This window comes from Verrucomicrobiia bacterium (assembly GCA_023953615.1).
In the GTDB taxonomy this organism is placed as follows: Bacteria; Verrucomicrobiota; Verrucomicrobiia; order Limisphaerales; family JADLHS01; genus JADLHS01.
Genome location: JAMLJH010000002.1, coordinates 877,575 through 902,911, shown reverse-complemented (window position 1 = coordinate 902,911; position 25,337 = coordinate 877,575). Strand labels below are relative to the sequence as shown.

21 protein-coding genes and 1 other RNA gene are annotated in these 25,337 nt (G+C 57.9%); 10 read left to right on the top strand and 12 right to left on the bottom strand.

All coding sequences use genetic code 11. The features are described 5' to 3' along the window. Window positions 1-51 precede the first annotated feature (51 nt). From M9920_14185 to M9920_14140, 10 genes are all read left to right on the top strand, one after another. Window positions 52-1,398, top strand: a complete 1,347-nt coding sequence (locus M9920_14185; GenBank protein MCO5053433.1) for a S41 family peptidase — start codon at window positions 52-54, stop codon at window positions 1,396-1,398. Window positions 1,399-1,452: 54 nt separating this feature from the next. After that, window positions 1,453-2,478, top strand: coding sequence for a tRNA (adenosine(37)-N6)-threonylcarbamoyltransferase complex transferase subunit TsaD (tsaD, locus tag M9920_14180; GenBank protein MCO5053432.1), 1,026 nt, complete (start codon window positions 1,453-1,455; stop codon window positions 2,476-2,478). Between the two features lies 1 nt (window position 2,479). Further along, window positions 2,480-3,001 (top strand): YkgJ family cysteine cluster protein, encoded by a 522-nt coding sequence (locus M9920_14175; protein MCO5053431.1) that lies wholly within the window; start codon window positions 2,480-2,482, stop codon window positions 2,999-3,001. Window positions 3,002-3,325: 324 nt separating this feature from the next. Next, complete coding sequence (locus tag M9920_14170; GenBank protein MCO5053430.1) at window positions 3,326-4,144, top strand: prepilin-type N-terminal cleavage/methylation domain-containing protein; 819 nt, start codon at window positions 3,326-3,328, stop codon at window positions 4,142-4,144. A gap of 60 nt (window positions 4,145-4,204) precedes the next feature. Then, window positions 4,205-6,421 (top strand): hypothetical protein, encoded by a 2,217-nt coding sequence (locus M9920_14165; GenBank protein ID MCO5053429.1) that lies wholly within the window; start codon window positions 4,205-4,207, stop codon window positions 6,419-6,421. Window positions 6,422-6,507: 86 nt separating this feature from the next. Then, window positions 6,508-7,383 carry an HAD-IIA family hydrolase gene (locus M9920_14160; protein ID MCO5053428.1) on the top strand — a complete coding sequence of 292 codons (876 nt, stop codon included), beginning with the start codon at window positions 6,508-6,510 and terminating at the stop codon, window positions 7,381-7,383. Between the two features lie 11 nt (window positions 7,384-7,394). Continuing rightward, window positions 7,395-8,894, top strand: coding sequence for a glycerol-3-phosphate dehydrogenase/oxidase (locus M9920_14155; protein ID MCO5053427.1), 1,500 nt, complete (start codon window positions 7,395-7,397; stop codon window positions 8,892-8,894). A gap of 6 nt (window positions 8,895-8,900) precedes the next feature. Beyond that, complete coding sequence (locus M9920_14150) at window positions 8,901-11,057, top strand: sodium/solute symporter (GenBank protein ID MCO5053426.1); 2,157 nt, start codon at window positions 8,901-8,903, stop codon at window positions 11,055-11,057. 91 nt (window positions 11,058-11,148) lie between these two features. Continuing rightward, window positions 11,149-11,883: a GntR family transcriptional regulator gene (locus tag M9920_14145; GenBank protein MCO5053425.1), complete on the top strand. Its 735-nt coding sequence runs from the start codon at window positions 11,149-11,151 to the stop codon at window positions 11,881-11,883. 137 nt (window positions 11,884-12,020) lie between these two features. Beyond that, window positions 12,021-12,845 (top strand): hypothetical protein, encoded by an 825-nt coding sequence (locus M9920_14140; protein ID MCO5053424.1) that lies wholly within the window; start codon window positions 12,021-12,023, stop codon window positions 12,843-12,845. Window positions 12,846-12,867: 22 nt separating this feature from the next. On the opposite strand, the gene M9920_14135 is transcribed toward M9920_14140, so the two are convergent. The 12 genes from M9920_14135 to M9920_14080 all read right to left on the bottom strand — a co-directional run bounded on the left by M9920_14135 (window position 12,868) and on the right by M9920_14080 (window position 25,228). Next, on the bottom strand, window positions 12,868-13,830 hold the full coding sequence (locus M9920_14135) for a TIM barrel protein (GenBank protein ID MCO5053423.1): 963 nt from the start codon (window positions 13,828-13,830) through the stop codon (window positions 12,868-12,870). A gap of 163 nt (window positions 13,831-13,993) precedes the next feature. Beyond that, window positions 13,994-14,347: a transfer-messenger RNA gene (gene ssrA / locus M9920_14130) on the bottom strand. A 111-nt stretch (window positions 14,348-14,458) separates the two neighbouring features. Further along, the gene (locus M9920_14125) at window positions 14,459-15,169 is read right to left on the bottom strand and encodes a DUF1080 domain-containing protein (GenBank protein ID MCO5053422.1); all 711 of its coding nucleotides are present in this window, start codon (window positions 15,167-15,169) and stop codon (window positions 14,459-14,461) included. Window positions 15,170-15,205: 36 nt separating this feature from the next. After that, on the bottom strand, window positions 15,206-15,985 hold the full coding sequence (locus M9920_14120) for a PA14 domain-containing protein (protein MCO5053421.1): 780 nt from the start codon (window positions 15,983-15,985) through the stop codon (window positions 15,206-15,208). Between the two features lie 244 nt (window positions 15,986-16,229). Then, window positions 16,230-16,685: a DoxX family protein gene (locus M9920_14115; GenBank protein ID MCO5053420.1), complete on the bottom strand. Its 456-nt coding sequence runs from the start codon at window positions 16,683-16,685 to the stop codon at window positions 16,230-16,232. Window positions 16,686-16,837: 152 nt separating this feature from the next. Further along, window positions 16,838-17,383: a hypothetical protein gene (locus M9920_14110; GenBank protein ID MCO5053419.1), complete on the bottom strand. Its 546-nt coding sequence runs from the start codon at window positions 17,381-17,383 to the stop codon at window positions 16,838-16,840. Next, on the bottom strand, window positions 17,380-19,260 hold the full coding sequence (locus tag M9920_14105; GenBank protein ID MCO5053418.1) for a tail fiber domain-containing protein: 1,881 nt from the start codon (window positions 19,258-19,260) through the stop codon (window positions 17,380-17,382). The genes M9920_14110 and M9920_14105 overlap by 4 nt, the downstream gene beginning before the upstream one ends. A 43-nt stretch (window positions 19,261-19,303) precedes the next feature. Next, the gene (locus M9920_14100) at window positions 19,304-20,200 is read right to left on the bottom strand and encodes a thrombospondin type 3 repeat-containing protein (protein MCO5053417.1); all 897 of its coding nucleotides are present in this window, start codon (window positions 20,198-20,200) and stop codon (window positions 19,304-19,306) included. A gap of 47 nt (window positions 20,201-20,247) precedes the next feature. Beyond that, the gene (locus M9920_14095) at window positions 20,248-21,096 is read right to left on the bottom strand and encodes a hypothetical protein (protein MCO5053416.1); all 849 of its coding nucleotides are present in this window, start codon (window positions 21,094-21,096) and stop codon (window positions 20,248-20,250) included. Window positions 21,097-21,149: 53 nt separating this feature from the next. After that, window positions 21,150-22,196: a hypothetical protein gene (locus tag M9920_14090; protein ID MCO5053415.1), complete on the bottom strand. Its 1,047-nt coding sequence runs from the start codon at window positions 22,194-22,196 to the stop codon at window positions 21,150-21,152. 39 nt (window positions 22,197-22,235) lie between these two features. Beyond that, window positions 22,236-23,102 carry a hypothetical protein gene (locus M9920_14085; GenBank protein ID MCO5053414.1) on the bottom strand — a complete coding sequence of 289 codons (867 nt, stop codon included), beginning with the start codon at window positions 23,100-23,102 and terminating at the stop codon, window positions 22,236-22,238. Between the two features lie 113 nt (window positions 23,103-23,215). Next, complete coding sequence (locus tag M9920_14080) at window positions 23,216-25,228, bottom strand: tail fiber domain-containing protein (GenBank protein ID MCO5053413.1); 2,013 nt, start codon at window positions 25,226-25,228, stop codon at window positions 23,216-23,218. Window positions 25,229-25,337: the final 109 nt, after the last annotated feature.

Sequence of the window (25,337 nt, the reverse complement as noted above, 5' to 3'; positions counted from 1 at the left end):
GCGCTTGCCAAGACCGGTTTCCAAACCTATTTTCCCTGCAAATTTGGCATTATGAAGCAACGTCTGATTTACGGAGTAGCCATTGTCGTCCTGGCTTTGAACCTCGCGCTCGGGGCTCAAGTGTACTTCGCCAACGCCACCGCGACGCAAAAAGACTCGGCTTACCCGAATCTCGAACTGTTTTCCTACGTCTTGGAAAAGGTCCGGCGCGATTACGTGGATGGCACGAATTTGACCTATCAGGAACTGGTCTATGGCGCGTTGCGCGGCATGGTGAACACGCTGGATCCGCACAGCGAATTTCTGACGCCCGACCGTTTCAAAGATTTGCAGGATGACACGCAAGGCCAGTTCGGCGGCTTGGGCGTGGTGATTCAAAGCCGCGACGGTTTCATTACGGTCGTGACTCCCATTGACGACACGCCTGGATTTCGGGCCGGCATCCAGGCGGGCGACCGGTTATTGAAAATCAACGACGAAAATGCCGAAGGCATGTCCACCGAAGACGCGGTGCAGTTGCTGCGCGGCAAACCAGACACCCAAGTGCGTTTGACGCTGCTCCGACCCGCCACTGGTGAAACCAAGGAATACGAACTGACCCGCGCGGTGATCAACGTCGCGATGACCAAGGACGTGAACGGCAAACAGGAATATCCGTTGCTGGAAGGAAAAATCGGCTACGTGCGCCTGACGCAATTCGGCGATCGCGCCAGCGCCGAGCTGGATCGCGCCCTGGGCAAACTACGGGCCGCCGGCATGCAGGCTTTGATTCTGGATTTGCGCGATAATCCGGGCGGGTTACTGGATCAGGCGGTTGAAGTTTGCGAACGCTTTTTGCCGCGCGGCCAGCTCGTGGTTACGACCGAAGGCCGCAATAACAAGAAGGAACGCCGGATCACCACGCGGGCGGGGGCCTATCGCGATCTGCCGCTCGCCGTTCTGGTCAATTACAACAGCGCCAGCGCGGCGGAGATCGTTTCCGGCTGCCTGCAAGATTACGCGGCCACCGGCAAATGCAAAGCGGTTCTCATCGGCGAAAAAACGTTTGGCAAAGGCTCGGTGCAGGAGATTCTACCACTCGAAAGCGGCGCGGCGCTGCGACTGACCACTTCCAAATACTACACCCCGAGTCACAAGGTGATTCATGAGCACGGCATCACACCCGACCTCGTGGTGCCCATGTCGGACACGGATGAGGAATTCTCCCGCATGCGGATGGCGCCGGGCGGAATCGCCGCCGCCCCCGAGGCGCAGCAAAATCGGTTGCGGGACGCGCACGACCGCCAATTGGAACGGGCGGAAGACGTATTAAAAGGCATTTTACTGTTCACGGCACGCAATGATTCCGACGCCCCCTCGAAAACAAGCCAGGTGGCGGCACGCGACGGTCGCCCTTGACCGCGCCTCGAGGAAAAGCGTGTCCTGATCACCGCCTTAAGCCATTCTGCTCTGGTGCTCTTACTGGCGCTTGAAACTTCCTGCGACGAAACCAGTGCGGCCGTCATCCGTGATGGCGCGGTGCTGGGAGCCGTGGTGGCGTCACAGATCCAACTGCACGCCGAGTACGGCGGCGTCGTCCCCGAACTGGCCGCGCGCGAACATTTGCGCAATCTCCTGCCCGTGACGCGAACCGCCGTGCGCGAAGCCGGAGTGCGGTTTGACGAGCTGGATGCGATTGCGGCGACGCGTGGCCCCGGTTTGCCGACCGCGCTGTTGGTGGGTTTCCGCGCGGGTCAAGCCCTGGCTTTCATCCGGCGCAAACCCTTCGTCGGAATTCATCATCACGAAGCGCATCTGTACTCGCCGTGGATCGTCGGGAATCCGCCGCAGGCCCAATTCGATCAACTGGAACCCAACGTCTCGCTCATCGTCAGCGGCGGCCACACGCTGCTCGTCCACGTTGAGTCCGAACTGAAACACCGCATCCTTGGCGGAACGCTTGACGACGCCGCCGGGGAATGTTTCGACAAAACCGGCAAACTAATGGGCTTGCCCTACCCCGCCGGACCGGTGATTGATCGGCTCGCCGCCTCCGGAAATTCGCGGGCTTTTAATTTTCCCCGTCCACTGCTCCACGATGACAACGACGATTTTAGTTTCAGCGGCCTCAAAACTTCCGTGCGCTATTTCTTGCGTGATCGCCCCGGTTTGCTGGAAGACGCAGCGGCGCTGCGTGATTTATGCGCCAGCGTGCAAAGCGCCATCGTCGAAGTCCTCGTGAAGAAAACCATTCAGGCCGCAACGCGCCTCGGCGTGAAATGCGTCACCGCCTCGGGCGGCGTCACGTGCAACCAACACTTGCGGACCGAACTAAGCCGCGCCTGCGCCAAACATCAACTGCGCCTGCGCCTGGCGGAAAAATCACTTTGCACCGACAATGCCGCCATGGTGGGAATTTTGGCGGAACGCAAATTACTTCACGCCCCCGGATCGTTCACGCTGGACGAGGACATTTTGCCGGGCTGGCAACTCACTTGAAATGCCTCCCCTCCCTCCAGCCGAAGCCGTTCGCCAACTTTGCCCGCAATGCGGTTTGTGCTGCAACGGCGTGCTGTTCGGTGATGTGGAATTGCAGCGCGGCGACAACCAGAAGTTGTTGACTCAGGAAGGCGTAACGCTGTTTCGCAAGGGTCGTAAAACCGCGTTCGCGCAACCCTGCTCGCTTTACGTGGATGGGCTTTGCCGCATTTACGAAAATCGCCCCCGACGTTGCGCCACTTTTGTTTGTGGACTGTTGAAGCGCGTGCAGACCGGTGAAACCGCTCCGGCTACCGCTTTGAAAAAAATCGCAACGGCAAAACGCCACGTTGCCCAAGTCACCAAGCTGGTCCGCCAGCTGGGTAACCACGATGAAGGCGCTCCGCTCAACCAACGCTACGCCGCCATCATGGCCCGACCCATTGATCTGGCCGCGGACGAAGCTGAAATCGAGCGTCGTGGCGCACTCATGAGATCGGTGGCGCGGCTGGCGGAATCCTTGGAACGCGATTTCCTCACTTAACCATCGCGGCAATCCGGGCACTGACCGTCGCGGGTCACGGCACGACTTGAATTTGGAAGAGCATGTTGCCAGGCACCGGCGACTCGAAGAACGCCAAAATTCGCTGCGAACCATGCTCGAATTACCGCCAGTCGCTTACGCTCGCAACGTTCGGTTTTTGCCGAATTTGAACAAAACTATTGACGGAAACGAAGGTTTCCTCCTAGCTTAGAGCGTTAAGCAATTCAATGGCCCGGACAATTTTCTTAAATGGATCGGGAATTGGCGGGTGAAGAGAAAAAAGACCAATCTATTGCAGCCAGCTTTGTGAACGGCAGATCAGCCATGAGATTAGCACGTTGGACCCACCCCAAGCCTCCGGTCGCCTCCGCCGACCCGGCCTTCACGTTGATCGAGCTGTTGGTGGTTATTGCAATCATCGCCATCCTGGCCGCCATGCTGCTGCCGGCGTTGGCCAAAGCCAAAGCGAAAGCGCACCGTATCAGTTGTTTGAATAATCATAAGCAAATGGCGCTCGCCTCGACCATGTATGCGTCGGATTTCAACGGACATTTTACCGCCCCGACTTGGTATCCAAAGCAATTGGAGAAGGTTACAGAGGATGCCGATCGCGCCTCAACTGATGATGACCTGTCCTATCTCTATCCTCGGTATATTCCTACCTTGGGCAGCTTCACCTGTCCCGCGGCGCGCAAACACAAAGTCCGAAGCGAATATCAGATCACCAAACCCGGCACCACGGAAAAAGTGGTTGGCGACCTGATAGTGCTAGCCGAAAAGCCGAATTTTTTCGGACTCAGTTACGAGGTGTTTGGCTTGTTCACCGGCAGCAACATTCCCAATCCAAAGAAGACTGAAAGTCGCGTAAACTCATTTACGATCCGGGCCAATCACCCGTTTCTGGCGGGACGACGCCCCGGACCATCCGCGGTGTTCCTGATGGTGGACTCGGATACTGGAAAAGCCCTAACGCCGGTTTTGTCAAAAGGAGATAATAGCAATTTTCCCGACCAGGATGACAACCACGGCTTGGACGGCAGCCAGATGAGTTTTTGCGACGGGCACGCCGAATTTGTAAAACGCGCCAACTGGTTAAACGCCTGGAATCTTTCCCAAGGCACGGCGCGCGTAGCTTCTCCCTGATCTACCGGTCAATAACCAACTAACTAACGTAAACACACAACATCCCCGCATAAAAAACTTATGAAAAAACTCCTGCTCCTGCTGCTCGGCACCGCGGTGGTGAACTTCACCGCCTCCGCCGACACCATTCGTCAATGGGACTTCAACAGCGTCACGTTTGACGCTCCGGGTCTTGGCACGTTACGTCCAAACGATCAAATCGGTTTCCCCGCCCAAGCGATCGGCGGTGTGGGGCAACAATATGGGCAAGTGTCCGCCACCACAGGCTCCTCGGATCCCAACACCTTGGACAACACGCACTGGCGACTGGGTTCGCTTACCGGCGTGGCTGGCACCGGATTTCCCACGGCGACAGCGAACAATAAAACCGCCGGGGCGCAATTTCATGTCAACACTTCGGGCTATGAAAATATTCGCATCACCTGGGATCAGGAAAACAGCGCCACGGCCAGCCGCTATTGGCGCTGGCAGTACACCCTGAATGGCACCGATTGGATTGATTCCGACTCGATCACGACCGCCAGTTCACTGGATGGGTTTGGGGTGGATGACGGCACCCCCGCCTGGGTGATGGGCTTGAACGCTGACTTCAGCACTATCTCCGGCGCCAATAATAATCCTGACTTTGGGATCCGCCTCGTCAGTGAATTCGAATCTACCGCGACCGGCTCCGGTAATGATGGCTATGTCGCCAACCGGGTGACCTCCAATTACGGCACCGGCGGCACGCTCTGGCTCGACATGGTTACGGTGACGGGCGACAACTTGGACCCGATGAACCAGCCGCCGTACGTAAGCGTGATTGAAGATCAATCCATTTTGAGCAGCCAATCCACCGATGCGCTGACCTTCGATATTTATGACGGCGAAACGGCGCTGGGTGATTTGGAAGTAACCGCCAGTGCTTCCAATCCTTCCCTGTTGAGCGCCCTGACTTTGGGCGGTAGCGATGGACAACGCACCATCACCGCCACGGCGGCGAGTGGCCAGATCGGATCCACCATCATTACCATCCGCGTCAAAGATGGCGGCAACAAGATCACGGAATCCTGCTTCGCGTTGACGGTGGTCGGGAATCCAACGCTTTCCCATATTTTCCCGCAAATCACTACCTCAAATCTGGCCGCGGTCGTTGACTTCACCGTGTTTGATCTGCCCGGCGACCCGAACGACTGGCAGTTTGCGGGTTTCTCCTCCGATCAAAGCGTGGTGGCGGATGCTGATATCACGTTTTCCGGAGCCGATTCAGCGCGAACCGTCACCGTCACACCGCAACCCAATGTCTTGGGTGACACCACCATCACGATCACCGCGACGTCTGGCGATTCACAAACCTCCACCAGTTTCGTGGTCCGTTTCGCTCCCGATTTTGTGGTGGAATGGGATTTCACCGGGTTAAGCGGCATCACTGAAACCGCTGAGCCTACTCGAGTGGCGGAGCATCTGACGGTCGCCAATCTTACGCGCGGCCCGGGCCTCACCGCCGCTTCCTTGGGCGCCGCCTTTTCTGCGGATCATTGGAATAATCCTAGTTCGAGCTATGAACCATCAACTCCCAACCGCGCCAATGCGATCGCGCGTGGCGATTACTTTGAATTCTCGATCACGGTCGAGGCGGGTACCGCCCTGTCACTGGACTCACTGGACGCGTCCTTGCGCCGTTCGGCGGCAAACGCCGCGCTCAATTTCGAATGGCAATACAGCTTGGACGGCTTTGCCACCGACGGCATTACGATCCTGCCGCAGGGCTTGATTTGGAGTGAGTTGGGAATCAATACCTCAACCTTTAAGTACCAAGGCCGCACCAGCGGCACCGCACGGGAGCGTGTGGAGCCATACGAGTGGATTATCGGTGATGTCCCCGGTCGTCCCAATACTGGGAGCAGTCCCGGAGATCCCATCCCGACAATTGATCTATCCATCATCGAAGCGCTGCAAGGATTGAACGGCCCCGTCACCATCACCTTCCGTCTCTACGGTTGGGGGAATACCAGCACCGCCGATAGTAATACAGTTGCCTTGGGCCGCGTGAACGGCCCCCGGGTGCGAGGCACCATCGGCGAAGCAGTCGTCTCTCCGACTCTGACGATCACTCGGGTTGGCTCTGATATCCGCATCGCCTGGCCGGCCAGTGCCACGGGTTTTGGTTTGAAGACCAGTTCCAGTCTGCCTTCCGTCAATTGGACTGATGTGGCAGCAACGCCGACGGTTGAGGGCGACCAAAATGTGGTCACCCTGCCGGCCACGGGAACGCAGTTTTTCCGATTGGAAAAATAAGGAAAAAACTTTACCCGGGCGCGGCAACAGACTTCCCTCTGTTGCCGCGCTTAGTTAAGCTGTAAACGCAAAATGTATCTGTTTGAATGACGACTGCCGCCGCCGCCCATAATCCAACCCCGCCACCCGTGCTAAACTTGTCCGCGCAATTGCGACAAGTGCGTCATGTGGCTCTGGATATGGATGGAACAATTTACAGCGGCGGCACCCTGTTTAAGACCACCAAGCCGTTTCTGGAACTACTGGATCGTTTGGAAATTGGTTACACTTTCCTGACCAATAACCCCTCGAAAAATATCACGGATTACCTTGATCACTTGAGGCACATGGGTATTGCCGCGCAGGCCCGGCAACTCTATACGTCCACCCAGGCGACGATTGGATTTTTGCGGGAACGCTTTCCCAAAATCCGACGGCTGTTCGTTCTGGGTACGGAAAGCATGGCCGCCGCTTTCACCCAGGCCGGATTCGAATTGCTACCCGATCGTCCCGACGCCGAACCCGACGCCGTGGTGGTGGGGTTTGATCTGACGCTCACCTACCCCCGCCTCTGTCGCGCGGCCTGGTGGATCAAACAGGGGAAGCCGTACTTTGCCACCAACCCGGATCGCATTTGTCCCACGGATCAACCCACCGTGTTGGTGGATTGCGGCGCTATTTGCGCCGCGCTTGAAAGCGCCACCGGCCAGCCACCCGCAGCGGTGTTGGGCAAACCGGACCCCGCGATGCTCCAAGGCATCCTGCGCCAGCATCAATTGCGCGCCAATGAACTGGCGATGGTGGGAGACCGTCTTTACACAGACCTGGCGATGGCTCACCGCGTTGGGGCCTTCGGAGTCCTCGTGCTTACCGGGGAAACCACGCGCGAACAGGCGCACCGCCATTTGCCCCAACCCGCTTTGATCGTTCCTTCCCTGACCGAGTTCGGGGCGCAGCTTCAAGTCGCCCACGCGCAACGCTGATTTGGATTTCCATGATGACCACCCCCTACCCGAAACGAGCCGAAGCGCTTAGAGCGTTAACTAAAACTCCGCTGGACCTCTTGGTGATTGGCGGCGGCATCGTCGGCGCCGGTATCGCCCGCGACGCCGCGATGCGCGGTTTGCGAATCGGTTTGGTGGAACAAGCCGATTTCGCTTTTGGCACCAGCAGCCGTTCCAGCCGTCTGCTCCACGGTGGCCTGCGCTATCTGGCCCAGGGTCGCGTTGGTCTGGTGCATGAAGCCAGCGTGGAGAAAAAAATCATTCACCACATCGCGCCGCATCTGGCCGCGCCCTTACCCTTCATTTTTCCGACTTATCGCCACAACAAACACTGGGTGTTATGGCAGTTAAAAATCGGAGTGAAAATTTACGATTTACTCTGCGGCGGCCGCAATCTGGGCAAATCCACCTGGCTGAATCGGGCGGCGCTGGCCGCCTTGGTGCCCGCCCTGACTCAGACCGATTTAACGGGCGCGGTTCGCTATTACGACGGTTTCACCAACGACGCGCGCCTGGTCTTGGACACCTTGCGTTCGGCCGCGCGGCACGGCGCTACGGTATTGAATTACGCCCGGTTCACCGCCGCCACCCGTTCCCGAGGGTGGGAAGCGGATCTCACCGATCAATTGACCGGCACCGCCTTCAAGGTCCAAACGCGCGCCGTGATCAACGCCACGGGTCCCTGGGCGGATGCGCTGCCGCACAGTCGCGTAAAACTCCGTATCACCAAAGGCGTGCATCTGGTGGTGGATCACCAGCGGGTGCCCGTGCCGGACACGGTCGTCATGACGGAGGGCAAACGCATTCTGTTCGCCATCCCCTGGGGTGAACGCACCATCCTCGGCACCACGGATACGGATTACCAGGGCGATCCCGCCAAAGTGCAAACGGACAACACCGACATCGCCTACGTGCTGGAGGTCACCAACCGGTTTTTCCCAACGGCTCGCTTGACCGCCGCCGACGTCATTAGTTCCTGGGCGGGGTTGCGTCCGTTGATCGCCGATCCGAACGGCAAGCCTTCGGACATTTCGCGTACCCACGAAATCCGTAATCCTGAACCGGGTTGGTGGGATGTGGCGGGCGGCAAATTGACCACCTACCGGCTGATGGCGGAACAAACCGTGGATCAGGTGATAAAAATGTTGAAGGTCGCCAACGGCGCCGCGCCATCACTCACCCGTTGTCGCACCGCCGAAGAGCCGCTGTTGCCCGAAGCTGAAGTTCGCCATATCAGCGGCATCTTGCCCCCGCAATTCAATCAGGCTTTGATCCAGCATTTCTGCGCCAATGAATGGGCCGTCCACCTGGATGATGTCTTGCTTCGTCGGGCGGGTTGGCATTATTACCAACGCGACATGGAAACACTCGCGGAACAGACCTCGCAATGGATGGCCGAAAGTCTCGGTTGGACCCCTGAACAACGCGCGGAGGAAATCATGCGCTACCAAGGCCGGACTCCCGTCGCGGCGACTCTCACCACTCTGTAATTCACCATGGAAGCCTATCTTTATACCTATCTTGTCGGCGGCGTAATTTTCGTCATTGGCCTCGGTTACGCCGCGCGCCAGGGTTACGTCGGTTTCACCGGACGCAAGCTGCGCAACCTGCTGCTTTGCCTGGGCGTGATCGGCTTTTACGCCGTCCTCCAAGGCTGGTTGCAATTTGCGCCGATGAGTACGGCGGCACCCAAGGTTTATCAAGGTGGCGCGGAAGCGGTGTTGCAGAAGAAGGGACACATCCGCGGCGCACCGGTGGATTACATCATCGTCATCGGCTACTTCATCCTGGTCATTGCCAACGGCCTGTACTTCGGGCGGCGCCAACAAACCACGCGCGATTTCTTCTTTGGCGGACAACGCTTCGCGTGGTGGTTGATCGCCATCAGCCTGGTGGCGACGACCATCGGCTCCTACAGCTTCGTTAAGTACAGCGAGATTGGTTACAAATACGGCTTGGGAGTCACCCAATCTTATTGGAACGATTGGGTGTGGTTTCCGCTGATTATATTTGGCTGGCTGCCTCTGCTTTATTTCTCCCGCATCTTATCCGTACCCGAGTATTTTGCGCGCCGATTCAGTCCACAGGTACGGCGCTGGGCCACGGTGTACATCCTGATTTACCTGATCGGTTACGTGGGCGTAAACCTCTACACGATGGGCGTGGTGGTGAACGCACTGGCCGGGTGGTCCATCTTTTGGTCCGCCGTCATCGTCGCGCTGATTTCCACCACCTACGTCACCGTCGGCGGCCAGAGCAGTGTCATCATGAACGATCTGTTGCACGGATTGTTCCTGCTGCTGACCGGCGGATTAATTATTGTCCTCGGCGCGTCGTACCTGGGCGGGTTTGAAGCGCTGTGGGATAACCTGCCCCGCCCGGCCCGACTGGCGTTTCCCAATTTTAATGAAGACCGAAACTTCCCCGCCGTCGGCGTGTTTTGGCAGGATGCCATCGCCAACTCCGCCATGTTCTATTTTCTCAACCAGGGCATTTTGATGCGGTTCATGGCGGCCAAGTCTTTGGATGAAGGCCGCAAAGCCGCCACCGTCATGACCGTCGGGCTGATGTTCATCGGCGCGCTGGTGGTGGCCTCCGGCGGCCTCGTGGCCCGCGCCCTCACGCACGCGGGCGTGTTGCCCGAAGTTGAACCGGATCAGGCCTTTTTCATCGCCACGGAACTCCTGAGTCATCCGGGCGTATTTGGATTGATTCTGGCGGGCATGACCGCAGCCCTCATGTCCACGGTGGATACGTTGATCACGGCGGTCTCGGCGGTGACGGTCAACGATGTTTACCGGCCCTACTTCCGACCGCAAGCCACCGATCGGCAACTGTTGAGCGCCGCGCGAATCGCGGCGGTGGGCGCCGCGCTGATCGGCATCTTGCTGGTGCCCATGTTCATGAATTTCAAATCCATCTACCGCGCGCACGCCGCCTTTACCGCCGCCGTGACTCCGCCCATGGTGGTCACTTTGATCCTGTCCGTCTTTTGGCGGCGCTTCACCCGCAAGGCGGCCGTCGCCACCCTCGCCGGCGGGCTGGTGGTGATGACGGCTTCCATGTTCTTCCCCATGCTCATCAAGCCTTTTGCGCACGGCGTACCGGGCGGCGATACCGTGAGTAATTTCTTCGCCGGCATGAGGGAACAAGAATTCATGCGCGCCTGCTACGGCATCATCTGTTGTCTGGTCATCGCGGTGGTCGTCGCGCTGCTCACGAAACCCGAACCGTGGGAGAAGCAGCGCGGGCTGGTCTGGGGCACAATCAGCGACGCCCTGCGCCATTACAAAGGTTCGCCTGGTCGCGAATGTCCCGTCGTTCGCGCACTGGCGCAACCGCAACAACTCGCGCACCCACTGCCCACAGTCGGCGAAACGGACCTGCCCAGCGTGCGGATTTCATCGGCGCTGGCCACGGCACTCGAAGCGCAAGTTGGCGACCTGCTGTACGTCACGGATCGTCGCTGGTGGACGGGCGGATTGTACTCGGCGCATGTGATCGTGGCGGAAGTGTCCGCGGGCGACAATGATCCCGCCGTGGCCATGGACCCAACGGTTTATCCGAACGTGGTTGGCAAACGGGTCAAACACCTGGTGAAGGTGGAACGCCTTTACGCTTCCACTCCAGCCACGGCGCCGGCGGTTTCCTGATCGCGATGCGCAACGGCGCGACGCCTGGGCAAGCGGGTTTCATCAGGGTGAAACTTGACTCGTCCCTGCGAATCGCCAACATGAACCCGCTGTGGCCGCCAAGCTTTCAGTTGAAAAACCGTTCCCGAAATACTTCCGGATCACACGGGAGATCATCACGCGCATTCAACGGGGCGAGCTTCAAACCGGCGCGCTCGTGCCTTCGGAGAACGAACTGATCGAGCAGCACGGAGTCAGCAACACCACCGCGCGCAAAGCCCTGCTCGAACTGGAAAAAGCCGGTTGGGTGAAACGCGTGCGCGGCAAGGGCACGTTCGTTTCCCGCCAGTCCACCGTCGAGCGCTCCGTCAGCCGCATTTTTGGCTTCACCAAAAACATGGTGGAAGCGGGGCGTAAACCCACCACGCGGCTGATTGGTTTTCACTTGCGATATCGGGATCATCGGCAAACCGTGAACGGCAAGGAATACACCCTCGCGGCGCCGCTTTGCGAGATTGAGCGCCTCCGGCTGGCGGATGGGATTCCGATGATGAAGGAAACGCGCTACATCTCGTTGCAGTTATTTCCGGACATCCACCGCAAAAACCTGGAATCCTCCCTCTACGATATTTACGAAAAAGGTTACGGCATCCGCCTCAACGAAATTAACCAGATGTTGAGCGCGGTGATTTTGGATGGGGAACTCCTGGAGATTTTCGAAGTCGGCCCGGATATCCCGGCGTTTCGGGTGGAAGGCGTTTCCTTCTGCGGCAAGGAGCTCATCGCGGAAATGGAGAACTCCGTTTATCGCGGCGACATGTACCGCTTTGCCGTAAAAGCTTTTTGATTTTTTGCTCACCCTCAATCTTCGAATCTGACATGATGTCGCTCATGAAGAGTAAAACGCTCGCGTCGTTAACCAAAAACTCCAGCCGTCGTCCACTCTTCCGGAGTGTCGTGATCGCTGGATTACTGCTTGGAATCATGCCCATCGCCGCTCATTCAGCTTCCGTGGCGGAAGACTTGATCGCTCTGAAACGCCCGCTGGTCATCGGCCACCGTGGCTTTCCGCAATTCGCGCCTGAAAACACGTTGCCCTCGTTCCACCTGGCCAAAGCGGCCGGCGCGGACCTCATCGAGCTGGACTATCACGTCACTCAGGATGGCGCGATGATTGTGAGTCACGACGGCACCGTGGATCGCACCACCGATGCCACCAAGCGTTGGGGCGGAAGTAAAATTCCGATCACCAGCAAAACGCTGGCGGAATTGAAGCAGCTCGACGCCGGCAGTTGGTTCAACCCGCCCTACCCGAACACGCATCTGCCCACCCTGGAAGAGGCCTTGAATGAAATTCAAGATGGCAACGTGACGCTGATCGAGCGCAAAGCGGGCAGCGCGGCACAATGTATTGAACTGTTGCGACAAAAAAATCTGATCAACAAGGTCGTCGTTCAAGCCTTTGACTGGGATTACATCGAGGACTTCCATCGCCAGGCGCCCGAGCAGGTAATCGGCGTGCTTGGACCAACCCGGCTCAAAGATTGGAATCCCACCGAGGCGGAAAAGACCTTGAGCAAACGCTGGATTGATGAGGCGAAAAAGCGGGGCGCGCTGCTCGCCGTTTGGAATCAAGCCGTCACCCGGGAAGCGGTCGCCTACGCGCACCAGCAGGGCCTCAAGGTGTGGGTCTATACCATCAACGACTCGGCCACGGCCAACAAACTATTGGACCTGGGCGTGGATGGCATCATCACGAACAACACTTCGTTGATCTGGCGGACCATTGCGCTGCGCGGCGGGAAATAACCGCCGACGCCTCGCGAGCCGGTCAAACCAAAGCTTTCCGACAGTAGCGGATGGCGCGAGCGATCTCCGTCATCCGATCTGACCCCGCGGGTACCGGATACTCAAACTCAATCGTGGCCTGCATCGGCCATTGCTGATCGCGGATCAGGTGCAGCACTTCCACGATCGGCGTGTCGCCCTCACCGAACGGCGTATTAGGCCCGTTATTGAATTTCCGGTCCTTCACATGCACATGCGGGATGCGGGCATGGTACTGCTTGAGGAACGGCACGGGGGAAGTGTTCAAGCCCGCGACGAAGTGGCCGAGATCCACATTAGCACCGTTGTATTGGGCCAGGGCGAACGCGCGCTCCCAATGCTCGGGTTTGGTGGAAGCGTGACCGTGGTAGCCGACCAGGAGTTGGTGTTTATCGGCAAACTGGCCCACGCGCTTCAAATCATCGTCTTGATGCGAAATTTCGGTGGACAGTGCGCGCGCCCCCAGCGTCTTGCCCAGCGTGAACACATAATCCAGCTCGCCATCCGACATCTTAAAAATGCCGTCCACCTTCACGATCTCAATCGCCACGCCCGTCTTTTCATAAAGCTGCCGAAACTCGTTGGCGCGACTGACCGCGACCGATTCCCGCCAGCCGCGCAATTCGTTTGCGTCCCGGGGCGCGCTCAGAAAAGCCTCGATCGGTTGGGTGCGCAATTCCACGGCGCTCAATCCCAGCTTCACGCAATTCGCCAGGATATCGGGACCGCTCATCTTCATATCGCCGAAGCTGTAAGGCACATTCAACCCGAGTTGGACCCCGGCGAACTTGGAATCGGGTCGTTTGCTCAGCAGCCCGAGAACGTCGTTGTCCGTTGTCTGCGCCTCCACCTTCTGCCCCAGCGCCAACGCGGCCAGCGTCAACGCCGAGCATTTCATGAACTCGCGTCGGGAACGATGCGGCGCCGCGCTAATGGTTTCGTCGGTTTCATTCGGGTCAGTGTTCATAGGCAGGCCATTATTCTCCGCCCCCCGCCCGGAAGCAATTTGATATTCATCCGGAAGCGTGCGGAACCACGCCGCCCTTGGCCGCAATTCGCGGGCGGCCATTGAGCCTGGCGCAACCGGCAGAGGGACATCGGCGGAACGGTTTGCGGTGCAGTCTGAAAAATGGTGGACGCGGGGGGAGTTGAACCCCCGTCCCAAATCAACCAACCAGCCGCGACTACATGCTTAGTCCGGAAGTTTTTGTCGGCTACGGGATGGCGTCCAGACTCGAATCCCGCTGCTTAGTTCGCATGTCATTTTCTCGGCTTGGGCGCGCGATCTCCGCCTTCCACCATGCCTGCTGTGGCGTTCGTCCCACCTAGCAGGTGTCAGCGGGCGAACGTCGCGGCAACTTTAGGCCGCGAGAGCTAATTCTTCGTTAGCAGTTATGTTTTGATGCGATGATTAACGAGGCCAACGCATCGTCCTCGGCATGCCGCCTCTGACGAGTTCACTTGGTCGAAACCAGTACGCGCCCAAACGACGCCGTTAACATCGGGGAATTTGCCCCCACGGTCAAGCAACGGCACCTCCGGCGCAACGAATTGCAGCGCCGCCACTGAGCAACCCGGATTCGCGATCTCGAGATTTACAGTTCCTTGATACGCGCGTTGCGGATAAGGACGTGCGCCCCGCCCCGACTGAGTTCTTGAAAGCCAATGTGTCCCTGGCGCGGACGATCTTTGAGTGGCGGAGCCAATTGGCCATCGTGACGTTTCACTTCCTGATTTTGCCGCGAGAGATCCAGGTCTTGGATCGTTACGCCGTTGAGCACCACTTTCAAGTGGGGGCCTTGCAGGGTGATTTCGTAATGATTCCACTCGGTGGGTTTATAGACCTGCTGCGTGGGAGCGACGGCGCGATACAATCCGCCGGTCAGTTCGGAATCCTTGGCCTGCGGGTTATAGCGTAAATCGGCCATTTGAAGTTCCATCCCGTCAAACGCCGGATCGCCACTCAAGGGCGCGCGCAACGCCAGTCCGCTGTTACCTTGCGGCCCGAGCTTGAAATCGAATTCAAGGATGAAGTCCGTGTATTCCTTCTCACTCAACAGCCACGAACCGCGTGGCTCGCCGCCGTGCAGGACGCCCTGCTCCACCTTCCAAACTGCGCCATTCGCCGCCGGCTTGCTGACCTCATCCCAGGCGCGCACCACCCAACCGGACGGCACCCCGTCCGCAGGAAACAACGGCTGCAAATCAGGTTGGCCGACGTTGGGTACGGCCTCGTCAGCGGCCCCCACCAATCCGGTCACCAAAACAACCGCACCGAGCAATATCCAAAACGCGCGACTTTTCATGCGACCATTCTGGCGGATTGCCGCCACCTTTGCCAGCTACTCTTGCAAGCGCAAACGAAAGAATTGCTTTTGGTCCGAGGGCGTGATGGCTTGGGACATGAGGCCGTTCCAACCGTTCTGCGCGGGGCCGAAATCCTGCCAAGTGTGCAGATTCGTGGACGTCTCGATCTGGTAAGTTACGCCGCTGAATCCTTGCCACGCAAGCCGCGCGCCGGTGCCGGCTGGCTGCCATTCGATTCGCAATCGCGGGTTCACATAGGTCACCTCGGTTTGAACAAATGGAGCACTGAGAATTTCCCAGCGCGTATCGGCATTAAACGAAGGTGGAGTGGTATGAAATGTATCGCCCGAATAGGGCAGACTTGACGGCGCTCGCTCCGGTTTCAGCCACCAAACTTCGATCCCGCTGAAATTTTGGTTTTCGAAGAACGTGATTTCAATGGCGTGATTGCCCACACCGAGATAGCACCAGGCTTCCTGCCAGTCGTACCATTGTTCCTCGTGATTATCCACCACACGCACGCCATCAATCCAGATCTCCGAGCCGTCGTCGGAAATCGTGCCGAAGCCATAGTCCCCGGCATTGGTGATCTGCAAATATCCCGTCCAATGCACGGAATACGGTCCGCTGCCGATGGGATTCCAATCGTCCCATTGCGAGCCGCCCCAAAAATCGAAGAAGGTGCTGATTTCGGTTTTTACCAGCGTCAGTCCATCGAAGACGATCCGGTCGTTCACGAGGTTAAAACCCGTATAATACTGTCCAACCAACCCGTCGGCCGCCAGACTGCGACCAGACACGAACAGCAGAATCATGGGAAGCAAAACCCATGCTTGGCATCCCTTCAGCAAGAACTGGAAGCAGCGGGATTGATTCGCTTGCCTCGCAAGCGACCAGGTTCTGGGCCACCACGTTCCGCGGCGCCCGTTCATCATATCAGTTTTCATTACCAGAGTTGCGTTTCTCGATGCTGGCGCGCAGGCGTCCACCAAGTCCGCCCGCCGCTCCGTTCCAACTTTCAGCATGAAGTCGGCTAACCTTCGTGGCTCAGCAACCGACTCAGCCCGCCTTGGCTGACTTCGCGGGTTTGCCGAAGAGAAAAGCATCGGCTGAAATACGTCCCGGCCCCGCCACCAGCAAAGTCACAAAACCCGCCAGATAAATGAACGGCAATTCCCCGCTGGAAGGACCGCTCAGCGCCAGCTTGTGGACCATGCTAAAAGCCACGATCATATTCAGCACCAGACAGAAGGCGGCGAAGCGGCTCACCAATCCCAACGCCAGCAAGGCGGCGCAGAAAAATTCGCCAAAGATCGCCAGCACCAAACTCGGCTTGCTGCCGATGCCGAACAAGTCCAGGAAACCATCAGACATGCCGCTGAAATTGGTGAGTTTGGCCAGGCCATGGTTGAACAGCAGAGTCAGTCCCAACCACAAGCGCAACAGCAATAAAGCCAGCGACGTGGTGGGCGTGGCCGCTCCGGGATTAAATAAGCGTTGAACAATCGGTTTCATCATTTCGCGGGACAGCTTAGGCAAAGACCCGTCAGAGGCGAGCAGAAAAATTGCCGTCGAACACGCGGGTATTCCGGTCGGGAATGTCCAATTCCCGCGCCGGACGGAGCGGCTCTCGCAACATTGAAAATCCGCCAGTTAGTATGAGGGGATCAGGGTTTGAACAGCCGATAAAAGCGGTTGCCGGTGGGCGGACTGATGATGACCGTCTTGTGCGTGCCGTCATCCACCGGAGCCGTCACCACGTTGCTCCAGTTCACACTCGCCACGCTGTTGGTGTTCTGCTGCAGAATCCAACCCGTCGCAGGTGAGGGCCACCAGACCGCCACGGTGTTGGTGGCCGTACGAGCAATGGAAAGCAGCGGCGCGCCCACAGTTTGCACCGCTTGCAACGCCCAGAACCCGCCCATCACTGAATACGCTCCACCCGTCATGGCCGTGCCACTGGCATCCGGCTGACCAATCGTGCCGGTAACCGAATAGACACCGCCCGTGCTGGTGCCACCGCCGCCGTCTATGGTCCACCAGTCAATCGAGTAGTTCTGCGCGAACGCCCCACTCAGACTGAACAGTAAAATCACCGCCGAGACGCAGAGACGCAGAGCCAAGGCTGGCCGCTTGGTGTTCGTTCCTTCTGGCAATGGTTCGTTGAGCCGCCGCCAGCTTCCATCCACTATCTTCAATCCTCGGGTTTTCATGGTTGGTTTGCGTTGAGTTGTTGATTCAGGCTCTGCACCAGTATTTTTAATTCATTTACGGTTTGCCGCAACTCTACATTCTCGGCGCGGGTTTCCTCCAACTTTTGATTCAATCCCTGAATGGCGGCCAACGCCACACCGTCGGCGTCCACCGTGGCGATGTGTTTATCGTCCGTTCCCAAACCAAACGCCGCATGGAAATCCTGCGCCATGGGGCCGACGTGCTCTTCGCCAGGACTCGTCTTGTAGTTCCAACGAGTCAGGGGTAGCACCGCCACCTTCGCCAGCACCGCTTGTGCGTCCACCGCTCGAAAATTCTCCTTCAGATTTCGGTCACTGGGAGGATTCACCACCCCCAGCGTGTATAAACTCCCGTTGCTCTCCAACCGCATCAATTGCGTTCCGCCCCCAGAATCAAAATGACCATCCTGGTGCGCCCCACCGCGATACCAGGCGTAACCCGCTCCGGGGTTCACCCGAAAATACATGTTGGCATCCTGAACCCCAATGCCAAAGCTGGTGGACCATAAATTCAACATTTGACGGACGCGCGCGCCGAAGAACAAGCTCGTGGAGTCGTCCAGCCGCAGCCCACCACCAGCCCGCACGGCAAACTGATTCAGGTCCGTGGAGACGAAGTCAGCGTTCTGCGAATCCGCCCAGACGAACGAACCGCTGTGATTCGCCTTGGCCCGGTATCCGGCCGCGAAGGCATAGCTGACGGCGCTATTGTCTCTCCCACCCGGAATGGTGGCGTAAGCTGCGTTGGCCTGAATCGTATTCCAGTAGCCGCCGCCAATGGTGGCGTAATATGCGTTGGTCTGAATCGTGTTGTTTCGACCACCACCAATGGTCGCGTATCCGGCAATGTTCTGAATCGTGTTAGCCCAACCGCCGCCAATAGTAGCCGCCTCGGCATCGGTCTGAATCGTGTTGTTATAGCCGCCGCCAATGGTGGAAGAGTTGGCATTGGGCTGAATCGTGTTGTAATTGCCACCGCTGATGGTGGAATTGTCGGCGTTGGGCTGAATCGTGTTCTGAAGGCCGCCACCAATCGCGCCAAAATCCGCCCTGACTGAATTGGGCAAAACCGAGCCATAGTAATTGGTCGCGCCACCCCCGGCAATGGTCGCTCCAATGACGCCCGGCGCGACAAAGTTGCGGGGCGAACCGCCAATCACATTCGGCGCACCGTCGATCATCGTTCCAGGTTCAAGTCGCAACGCCCTTATTCCGTTCACCTTGAACTCCAGTGGCTGATCGTCCGTCGTGCCGATGAATTGGTTGCCCGGCGTCGTGCCCGCGTTGCCCGTCGCCCGCCAGAAGCTCGCGCTGTTCAAGCCGTTCAACGTAACGGCGTTCACGTTCGTCAGGTTCGCGCCATTGCCGGAAAAAGTACTGGCGACGACTGTTCCCGCAAAGGTCGGGCTGGCGGGCAGATTGGCGTTGGCAATCGCACCGCTCAACTGCGCGGCGGGTAGCGAGCCGGAAAGCCCCGCCGCCGTGAGGGCATAGGGCGTGGGCGTCAGTGTCTGGCGTGGAGTCAAGGTGGTGAATGACCCAATGCTGGTGCGCACTTCCAATTGCAGCCAACGGTTCGCCCCCGGAAAGTTCGCGCCAAAATCCAATGGCAACGTAAAGAGTCCGTTGGTCACGCCCACCACCACAGCGGTCGGGTTGTTGGCCGCCACCTGGCTACCGGACGTGGCAGCGTCCCACAGAGTGGCCTGAAATTCGGCGCTACCGTTATAGGGCGCACCACCACTGTCCAGCCGCCCTTGATACGTGAACGCCGTGCCTTGGGCCAGGGCGGTCCCCGTTGGCAGGCTGATGCTTAAGCCCAGCGCCAGGCTGAGCAGCGGCAGTGTGATTTTCATTTTCATGGATTTTGTGATTTGATGCTGTTGGTCTGGCTAAATCTTAAGGAGTCAAAGGACGCACGGCTTTCACCCGGTAAAAACGGTTTGGTGCGTTTGTGTCCGCAAACGTGCGGCTCGTGCTCAATCCCGCATCCGGCGTGATCAGTCCCAAACCGCTGTCCAACCACCCGCCGCCGGATAAGCCCAAAGCCTTCTCCACGTAGTAAAACCGAGTCATCTGACTTTGCCAGGTCAGATCCACGTTCGTGCCGCCCGCCGCAAACATCGTGCTGGTGATCACCAGTTTGTCGTTCGCATCCTTGGGATTCGTGCCCGCCAGGTATTCGTTCTGGTCCGATGCCCCGTCGCCGTCGTAATCGCTCGTCGCGTTGGCCGTGGTCAGATTCCCGAACTGGCTCAACTCCCACGCATCCGCCAGGCCGTCGCCGTCGGTGTCCGCACCGGGAGCGAGGTGGTCGGTCTGCACCCGCGCCACGGCGTTGCTGAGGCTGATCCACCCGCAGTTGGCGCTCCAGATCGCGCCGCTCAGGTTACCGGTGCGCAAGTCCACCCGCGGCTGGCCGTAGGTCTGTTCAAAGTTGAGCCACCCGAGGTTGGCGGCGTAGGCGTAACCGGCCAATTTACCGAAGGCGTCACAGTTGACGCCGTAGTCGGTGGCGGAGTTGTTCTGGTATTGGATGCCGTTGGCGGGGCTGCCGCTGCCCAGATGAATCCAACCCACATTGGCGGCGTAGAGGTAGCCCGAACAGACATATTCGCCAATGACCGCGCCGTGGGTGCCGTTGGCGTAGGCGTTGATCCAGCCGAGATTGGCGGCGTAGGCGTGCTGGTTGACCGGGTTGATCGTCGAAGCGGCGTGCAAGAAGGCGGCCGGAAACAGGCAGCAAGCCAGCCCAAACAGAAGACCCGTCGTGGAGGACAGAAAATTTCTCTTCATATTATTTCGTTCGATCACAGAGCTTAAGATGATTCGTTGCAAGTTGGTCACTGATTATTACCGAGATTAGTACCGCCCGTATAGGCCGTGGTTACCGCCGCCGTTACATTATCACGGTAACGGGAAACTGAATTCATTTGGATACCCACGTCGGCCACGCTGATCCGGTTGTTCAGCAGCAACATGTGTTTACCTCCCTGGATGACAATGCCACGGCCGTTGAGATTGGAATTACCAGACAGTCCGATAAGTCCGCTGATGGTGTTGGCTTCAATGATTCCGCTGGCGTCTTGCGTGAGGATCGCCGTGGCGGGATTATTCGGAAAACCGCTGCGATTCAAGTCGGTGTTCAAAATGACATTGCGGCGAATGATGGTAACGAAGTTCGAACCATTATTGCCTAACACGTTAATTCCGCGCATGTGGCTGTCCGTAATGGTCAAATCCTCGATGAGGGATTGCGTGGCGCTCAGTACGACGCCGGCATCAAAACCCACGACCCATCCGTTGCGAACGCTGACATTAGTCTGTCCACCTGACCAATGAGCCGAGATGCCGGTGGTATTACTGGTGTTGGTGCGTCCGTTGATGACTGAGAACCCGTTGAGATCGAGCGAAATATTGTTTCCGTAAAGGTAAATGGCAGAGCTGTTATCATTGGTCAAAGTCACATTACCGGTAAGGTAGTACGAGCCGGGTCCAGTGAGGAGAAGGCCGTTCCCAGTCATCCCGCCGGCAACCGGCGTGCGCGGTTCGATTTGCGTCAGCGTCCTCATCGTCGGCGCGGGCGCGCCCGGCGGGGTGAGAGTGCCTTGGGCGAACAAGTTCGCCGGTGCAAGGCTGATGGTTAAGCACAGCACGAGGCTGGCGGTTGGAGGTAGATGTTTTGTGTTCATGGTTTTCAGAGTTTTCGATCGGTTGAATTCGTAAATCGTAAATCGGCACTCGCTCAGGGCATGTTGTATTTGTACAGCACACTATCAGGCGGCGTTCCCACACCGATACTACCAATGCCGATCCTGGCGCTCAGACCGAGTGATGATGTGCTGCTACCAAAACAGGCCGTTGCGACACCATTGATGCAGCGGAGCCCGATACCGCTTACGGTGTAGCCGCGGCAGTTGTTGGCCATGTAGCTATCCAGTCCGAAACCGTCCCCACCGCTCTCACCGTAGCAATTTTGAGCGGACCCGCCGAACAGACCGTGACTGTTAGTGCTATAGCCATAGCAGTTCTGAGCCGTCCTGTAGGCGTAAAGGCCATAACCGGATTGGCTGCTCCCATAGCAGTTTTGGGCAATGTCAGCAAGAATTCCGGCAACAACGCCAACGCTTTCCCCACGGCTATCCGAAACCTGTTTCCCATTGATCCCGTATCCGCCACAACCAAGCGCCACCGAGTTTTTAACCATCGCGGCAGAGATTCCGATATTTCCCACCGTGCGTACCGTGCAACCCTCCACCACGGTCGTGTCGTTAGTGCCAAGATCAATGCCATCAAAGAGACAGCCCGACACCGAGACGCCCGCTACACGAACGTTCATCGGAGGCGGGACGGCAAACATGATTCCGTATCCAAATCCCGGCCCGTTATACGTGCCGGCATTGTTGGTGACGCCGCCTTGAATGTGACCATTCAAGACGGTGACATTGCGCAGTCCACCACTCAAAAGGATGCCGATGCCCGTGGCGCCCGGCGCAATGGACGTAATGGAGAATCCGTTTAAATCGAGCGTGACGCCATTGGTGGCAATGGTGATGGCATTTCCACTACTGACCGTGAGATTGGTCGTCAGATAATACGAGCCGGGTATGCTCAGCGTCACAGGCGCGGACGAAATGGGCGTGCGCGGTTCGATTTGCGTCAACGTCCGCATGGTTGGCGCCGGTCCGCCCGGCGGCGTGAGCGGGCCTTGAGCCATCAGCGTCGTAGGTTGAAGGCTGACGGTCAAGCCCAACACGAGGCTGGCGATCGAGAGTGGGGATGTGATTTTCATAATGATTTTTGCAGGTATTGTTTTGTGACTTTTGGTGCTTCAGAAGGAGAAATTCGCCCAAGGATTGGAATTGGTAATGGTGCCCACGGTATCGAGGAATGGGCCGACGATATTCCCAGAAGTGATCGAGTAGTTGTTTGCGCCGTTACCGACAACCGAGTTTTTGATGAAGATATTGTTGGTATAATTTCCGAAGTTACACAGAATCCCAAATCCTTCCCCCGCCCCGACCACATGATTGCCTTCGATTCGATTATTGGAGCCTATAACACAGAGGCTCGCGTTGCCCGGTCCGGCTTGAAGATTGTTTTGGGTCACGTTGTTGTTCGCGACCAACGAATGGGAACCAAACACATCAATGCCATCGCGTTGATTGCCGCTGACCAAACAATCGCGGATGATATCGCCTCCGCTGCTCATGAGGCCGAAACTGTTGCCGATGACACTCAACCGCTCCAATGTGAGATTTTGTCCCAGACCGCGAATGGCATGAAAACCGTTACCCCATCCACTTAACATGCCGTTGCGGATGGTGACATTGGTGCAAGTATCAACGACTAAAATTCCACTGGCGGCATTGGAAACGCCCATCAAGGTAAAACCGTTCAGATCCAGAGTGACATTATTAGCGCGGATCTCAATGCCCCGTTGATTGGCAACGCCGACAATATTGGTGGTCAGATAATACGCGCCTGGGGTGCGGATGATGAACAAACTTAAACTGTCCCCAGAGGTATGTGCCGCATCCACCGGCGTGCGCGCCTCAATTTGGTCGAGTGTCTTCATCGTCGGCGCCGGCGCGCCCGGCGGCGTAAGGCTGCCTTGAGCCAACAAGGCCGAAGGTTGAAGGCCGACGGCTAAGCCCAGGGCCAAGGTAAGAGCTGACGCTATCCAATTTTTATTCATAGATCTCACAATTGTGCTTTAACTACTGGTTACTCCTATAACTACAGTGACCGGCAGGAGGTCGAAAACAGCTCAGGCCAAGCCGCTCACTTCCATCCTCCATCCTCGGGTTTTCATTTCGCACCTCCGCTTGTCTGCACCAGCAACAGTCGTTCAAGCCGCTCCAAACGCGCTTTCAATTCCGTGTTCTCCGTTCGCAATGCGGCGGCTTCCGTCTCCAGTTTCCGATTCAACCCCTGGATGGCGGCCAGCGCCACGCCGTCGGCATCCACCGTGGCGATGTGTTTGTCGTCCGTACCCAACCCAAACGTCGCATGGAAATCCTGCGCCATCGGCCCGACGTGCACCGTCTCGGTCTCGCCCTTGAAATTCCAGCGGCTGATCGGTAACGCCGCCACCTTCGCCAACACCTCCTCCGGTGACACCGCCTCGAAGTTCTCCTTCAAATGCCGGTCACTCGACGGATTGAACGACTGGGCCGTGACAGCCCCGGCTTGGTTCACGGTCATCAGGGCGGTGGCCGTCCCGTTGGTGTTGTACTTGGATACTCGGAACGTGCGACCCGGAATGTCTTCGGCCGGAATCCCCATCGTCAAATAAGTCGGTTCCATAAACAGCCCCCAGCGACCGATACCCGCCTTGCCGCCAGGCGCATTGGCCGCGAAGGGGTTCCAGTCCCGCACAATCATCGGCGCATCCTGCGCATTCAAATGGATGCCTTTATTGCTCTGAATTCGCACCCCGTTTTGCGCGCGGATGTTGAACTCATCGGGGGCGGTCGAGGAAAAAGCCCCACTTTGCGCATCCGCCCAGACGAACGCACCAGAGTGATTAGCCTTGGCCCGTGTGCCCGCCGCAAAGGCATAGCTGACGGCGCTATTATCGTAACCGCCGGGAATGGTGGCGTAGAAACCGTTGGCCTGAATCGTGTTGTTTCGACCACCACCAATGGTGGACTCATAGGCGTTGGGCTGAATCGTGTTGTTATAGCCGCCGCCAATGGTGGCCGCGGCGGTGTTGGTCTGAATCGTGTTAGCCCAACCGCCGCCAATGGTGGAGCGATAAACATTAGCCTGAATCGTGTTGTAAAGCCCGCCGCTAATGGTGGCGTAAGCTGCGTTGGTCTGAATCGTGTTGTAGTACCCACCGCCAATGGTGGAGTAATATGCGTTGGTCTGAATCGTGTTGTAGTACCCACCGCCAATGGTGGAGTAATATGCGTTGGTCTGAATCGTGTTGTTATAGCCGCCGCTGATGGTGGAATTGTCGGCGTTGGTCTGAATCGTGTTCTGAAGGCCGCCACCAATCGCGCCAAAATCCGCCCTGACTGAATTGGTGTAAGCCAAGCCATAGTAATTGGTCGCGCCACCCCCGGCAATGGTCGCCCCAACGACGCCCGGCGCGACAAAGTTGCGGGGCGAACCGCCAATCACATTCGGCGCACCGTCGATCATCGTTCCAGGTTCAAGTCGCAACGCCCTTATTCCGTTCACCTTGAACTCCAGTGGCTGATCGTCTGTCGTGCCGATGAATTGGTTGCCCGGCGTCGTGCCCGCGTTGCCCGTCGCCCGCCAGAAGCTCGCGCTGTTCAAGCCGTTCAACGTAACGGCGTTCACGTTCGTCAGGTTCGCGCCATTGCCGGAAAAAGTACTGGCGACGACTGTTCCCGCAAAGGTCGGGCTGGCGGGCAGATTGGCGTTGGCAATCGCACCGCTCAACTGCGCGGCGGGTAGCGAGCCGGAAAGCCCCGCCGCCGTGAGGGCATAGGGCGTGGGCGTCAGTGTCTGGCGCGGAGTCAAGGTGGTGAACGCTCCAATGCTGGTGCGCACTTCCAATTGCAGCCACCGGCCCGCCCCGGAAAACTGCGCGCCAAAATCCAATGGTAACGTGAACAGGCCGTTGGTCACGCCCACCACCACAGCGGTCGGGTTGTTGGCCGCCACTTGCGTCCCGCCCGTAGCTGCGGTCCAGAGCGTCGCTTGAAATTCGGCATTGCCGTTAAAGGGTGTGCCGCCGCTGTTCAGCCGCCCTTGATACGTGAACGCCGTGCCTTGGGCCCAACTGACTGTCGCAGTCAGGCCGATCAGACCAAGCACCGTTAAGAAATGGAGTTGTTTTATTTTCATAAGGTTGTGAAAGTTGACGAGGGGTTAATTGGAGCAAAAATAACCGCCGATCAAGCAATTTCTCAGCAACGAAAGCGCGCCAGAAGGCGTTGATTGAACCGCAAGCCGA

Excerpts from the sequence above, each read along its gene's own strand:
- M9920_14185 (MCO5053433.1), top strand. The coding sequence starts at position 52 with ATGAAGCAACGTCTGATTTACGGAGTAGCCATTGTCGTCCTGGCTTTG.
- M9920_14175 (MCO5053431.1), top strand. The coding sequence starts at position 2,480 with ATGCCTCCCCTCCCTCCAGCCGAAGCCGTTCGCCAACTTTGCCCGCAA.
- M9920_14170 (MCO5053430.1), top strand. The coding sequence starts at position 3,326 with ATGAGATTAGCACGTTGGACCCACCCCAAGCCTCCGGTCGCCTCCGCC.
- M9920_14165 (MCO5053429.1), top strand. The coding sequence starts at position 4,205 with ATGAAAAAACTCCTGCTCCTGCTGCTCGGCACCGCGGTGGTGAACTTC.
- M9920_14160 (MCO5053428.1), top strand. The coding sequence starts at position 6,508 with ATGACGACTGCCGCCGCCGCCCATAATCCAACCCCGCCACCCGTGCTA.
- M9920_14155 (MCO5053427.1), top strand. The coding sequence starts at position 7,395 with ATGATGACCACCCCCTACCCGAAACGAGCCGAAGCGCTTAGAGCGTTA.
- M9920_14150 (MCO5053426.1), top strand. The coding sequence starts at position 8,901 with ATGGAAGCCTATCTTTATACCTATCTTGTCGGCGGCGTAATTTTCGTC.
- M9920_14140 (MCO5053424.1), top strand. The coding sequence starts at position 12,021 with ATGCCCATCGCCGCTCATTCAGCTTCCGTGGCGGAAGACTTGATCGCT.
- M9920_14135 (MCO5053423.1), bottom strand. The coding sequence starts at position 13,830 with ATGAACACTGACCCGAATGAAACCGACGAAACCATTAGCGCGGCGCCG.
- M9920_14125 (MCO5053422.1), bottom strand. The coding sequence starts at position 15,169 with ATGAAAAGTCGCGCGTTTTGGATATTGCTCGGTGCGGTTGTTTTGGTG.
- M9920_14120 (MCO5053421.1), bottom strand. The coding sequence starts at position 15,985 with ATGATTCTGCTGTTCGTGTCTGGTCGCAGTCTGGCGGCCGACGGGTTG.
- M9920_14115 (MCO5053420.1), bottom strand. The coding sequence starts at position 16,685 with ATGAAACCGATTGTTCAACGCTTATTTAATCCCGGAGCGGCCACGCCC.
- M9920_14110 (MCO5053419.1), bottom strand. The coding sequence starts at position 17,383 with ATGAAAACCCGAGGATTGAAGATAGTGGATGGAAGCTGGCGGCGGCTC.
- M9920_14105 (MCO5053418.1), bottom strand. The coding sequence starts at position 19,260 with ATGAAAATCACACTGCCGCTGCTCAGCCTGGCGCTGGGCTTAAGCATC.
- M9920_14100 (MCO5053417.1), bottom strand. The coding sequence starts at position 20,200 with ATGAAGAGAAATTTTCTGTCCTCCACGACGGGTCTTCTGTTTGGGCTG.
- M9920_14095 (MCO5053416.1), bottom strand. The coding sequence starts at position 21,096 with ATGAACACAAAACATCTACCTCCAACCGCCAGCCTCGTGCTGTGCTTA.
- M9920_14090 (MCO5053415.1), bottom strand. The coding sequence starts at position 22,196 with ATGAAAATCACATCCCCACTCTCGATCGCCAGCCTCGTGTTGGGCTTG.
- M9920_14085 (MCO5053414.1), bottom strand. The coding sequence starts at position 23,102 with ATGAATAAAAATTGGATAGCGTCAGCTCTTACCTTGGCCCTGGGCTTA.
- M9920_14080 (MCO5053413.1), bottom strand. The coding sequence starts at position 25,228 with ATGAAAATAAAACAACTCCATTTCTTAACGGTGCTTGGTCTGATCGGC.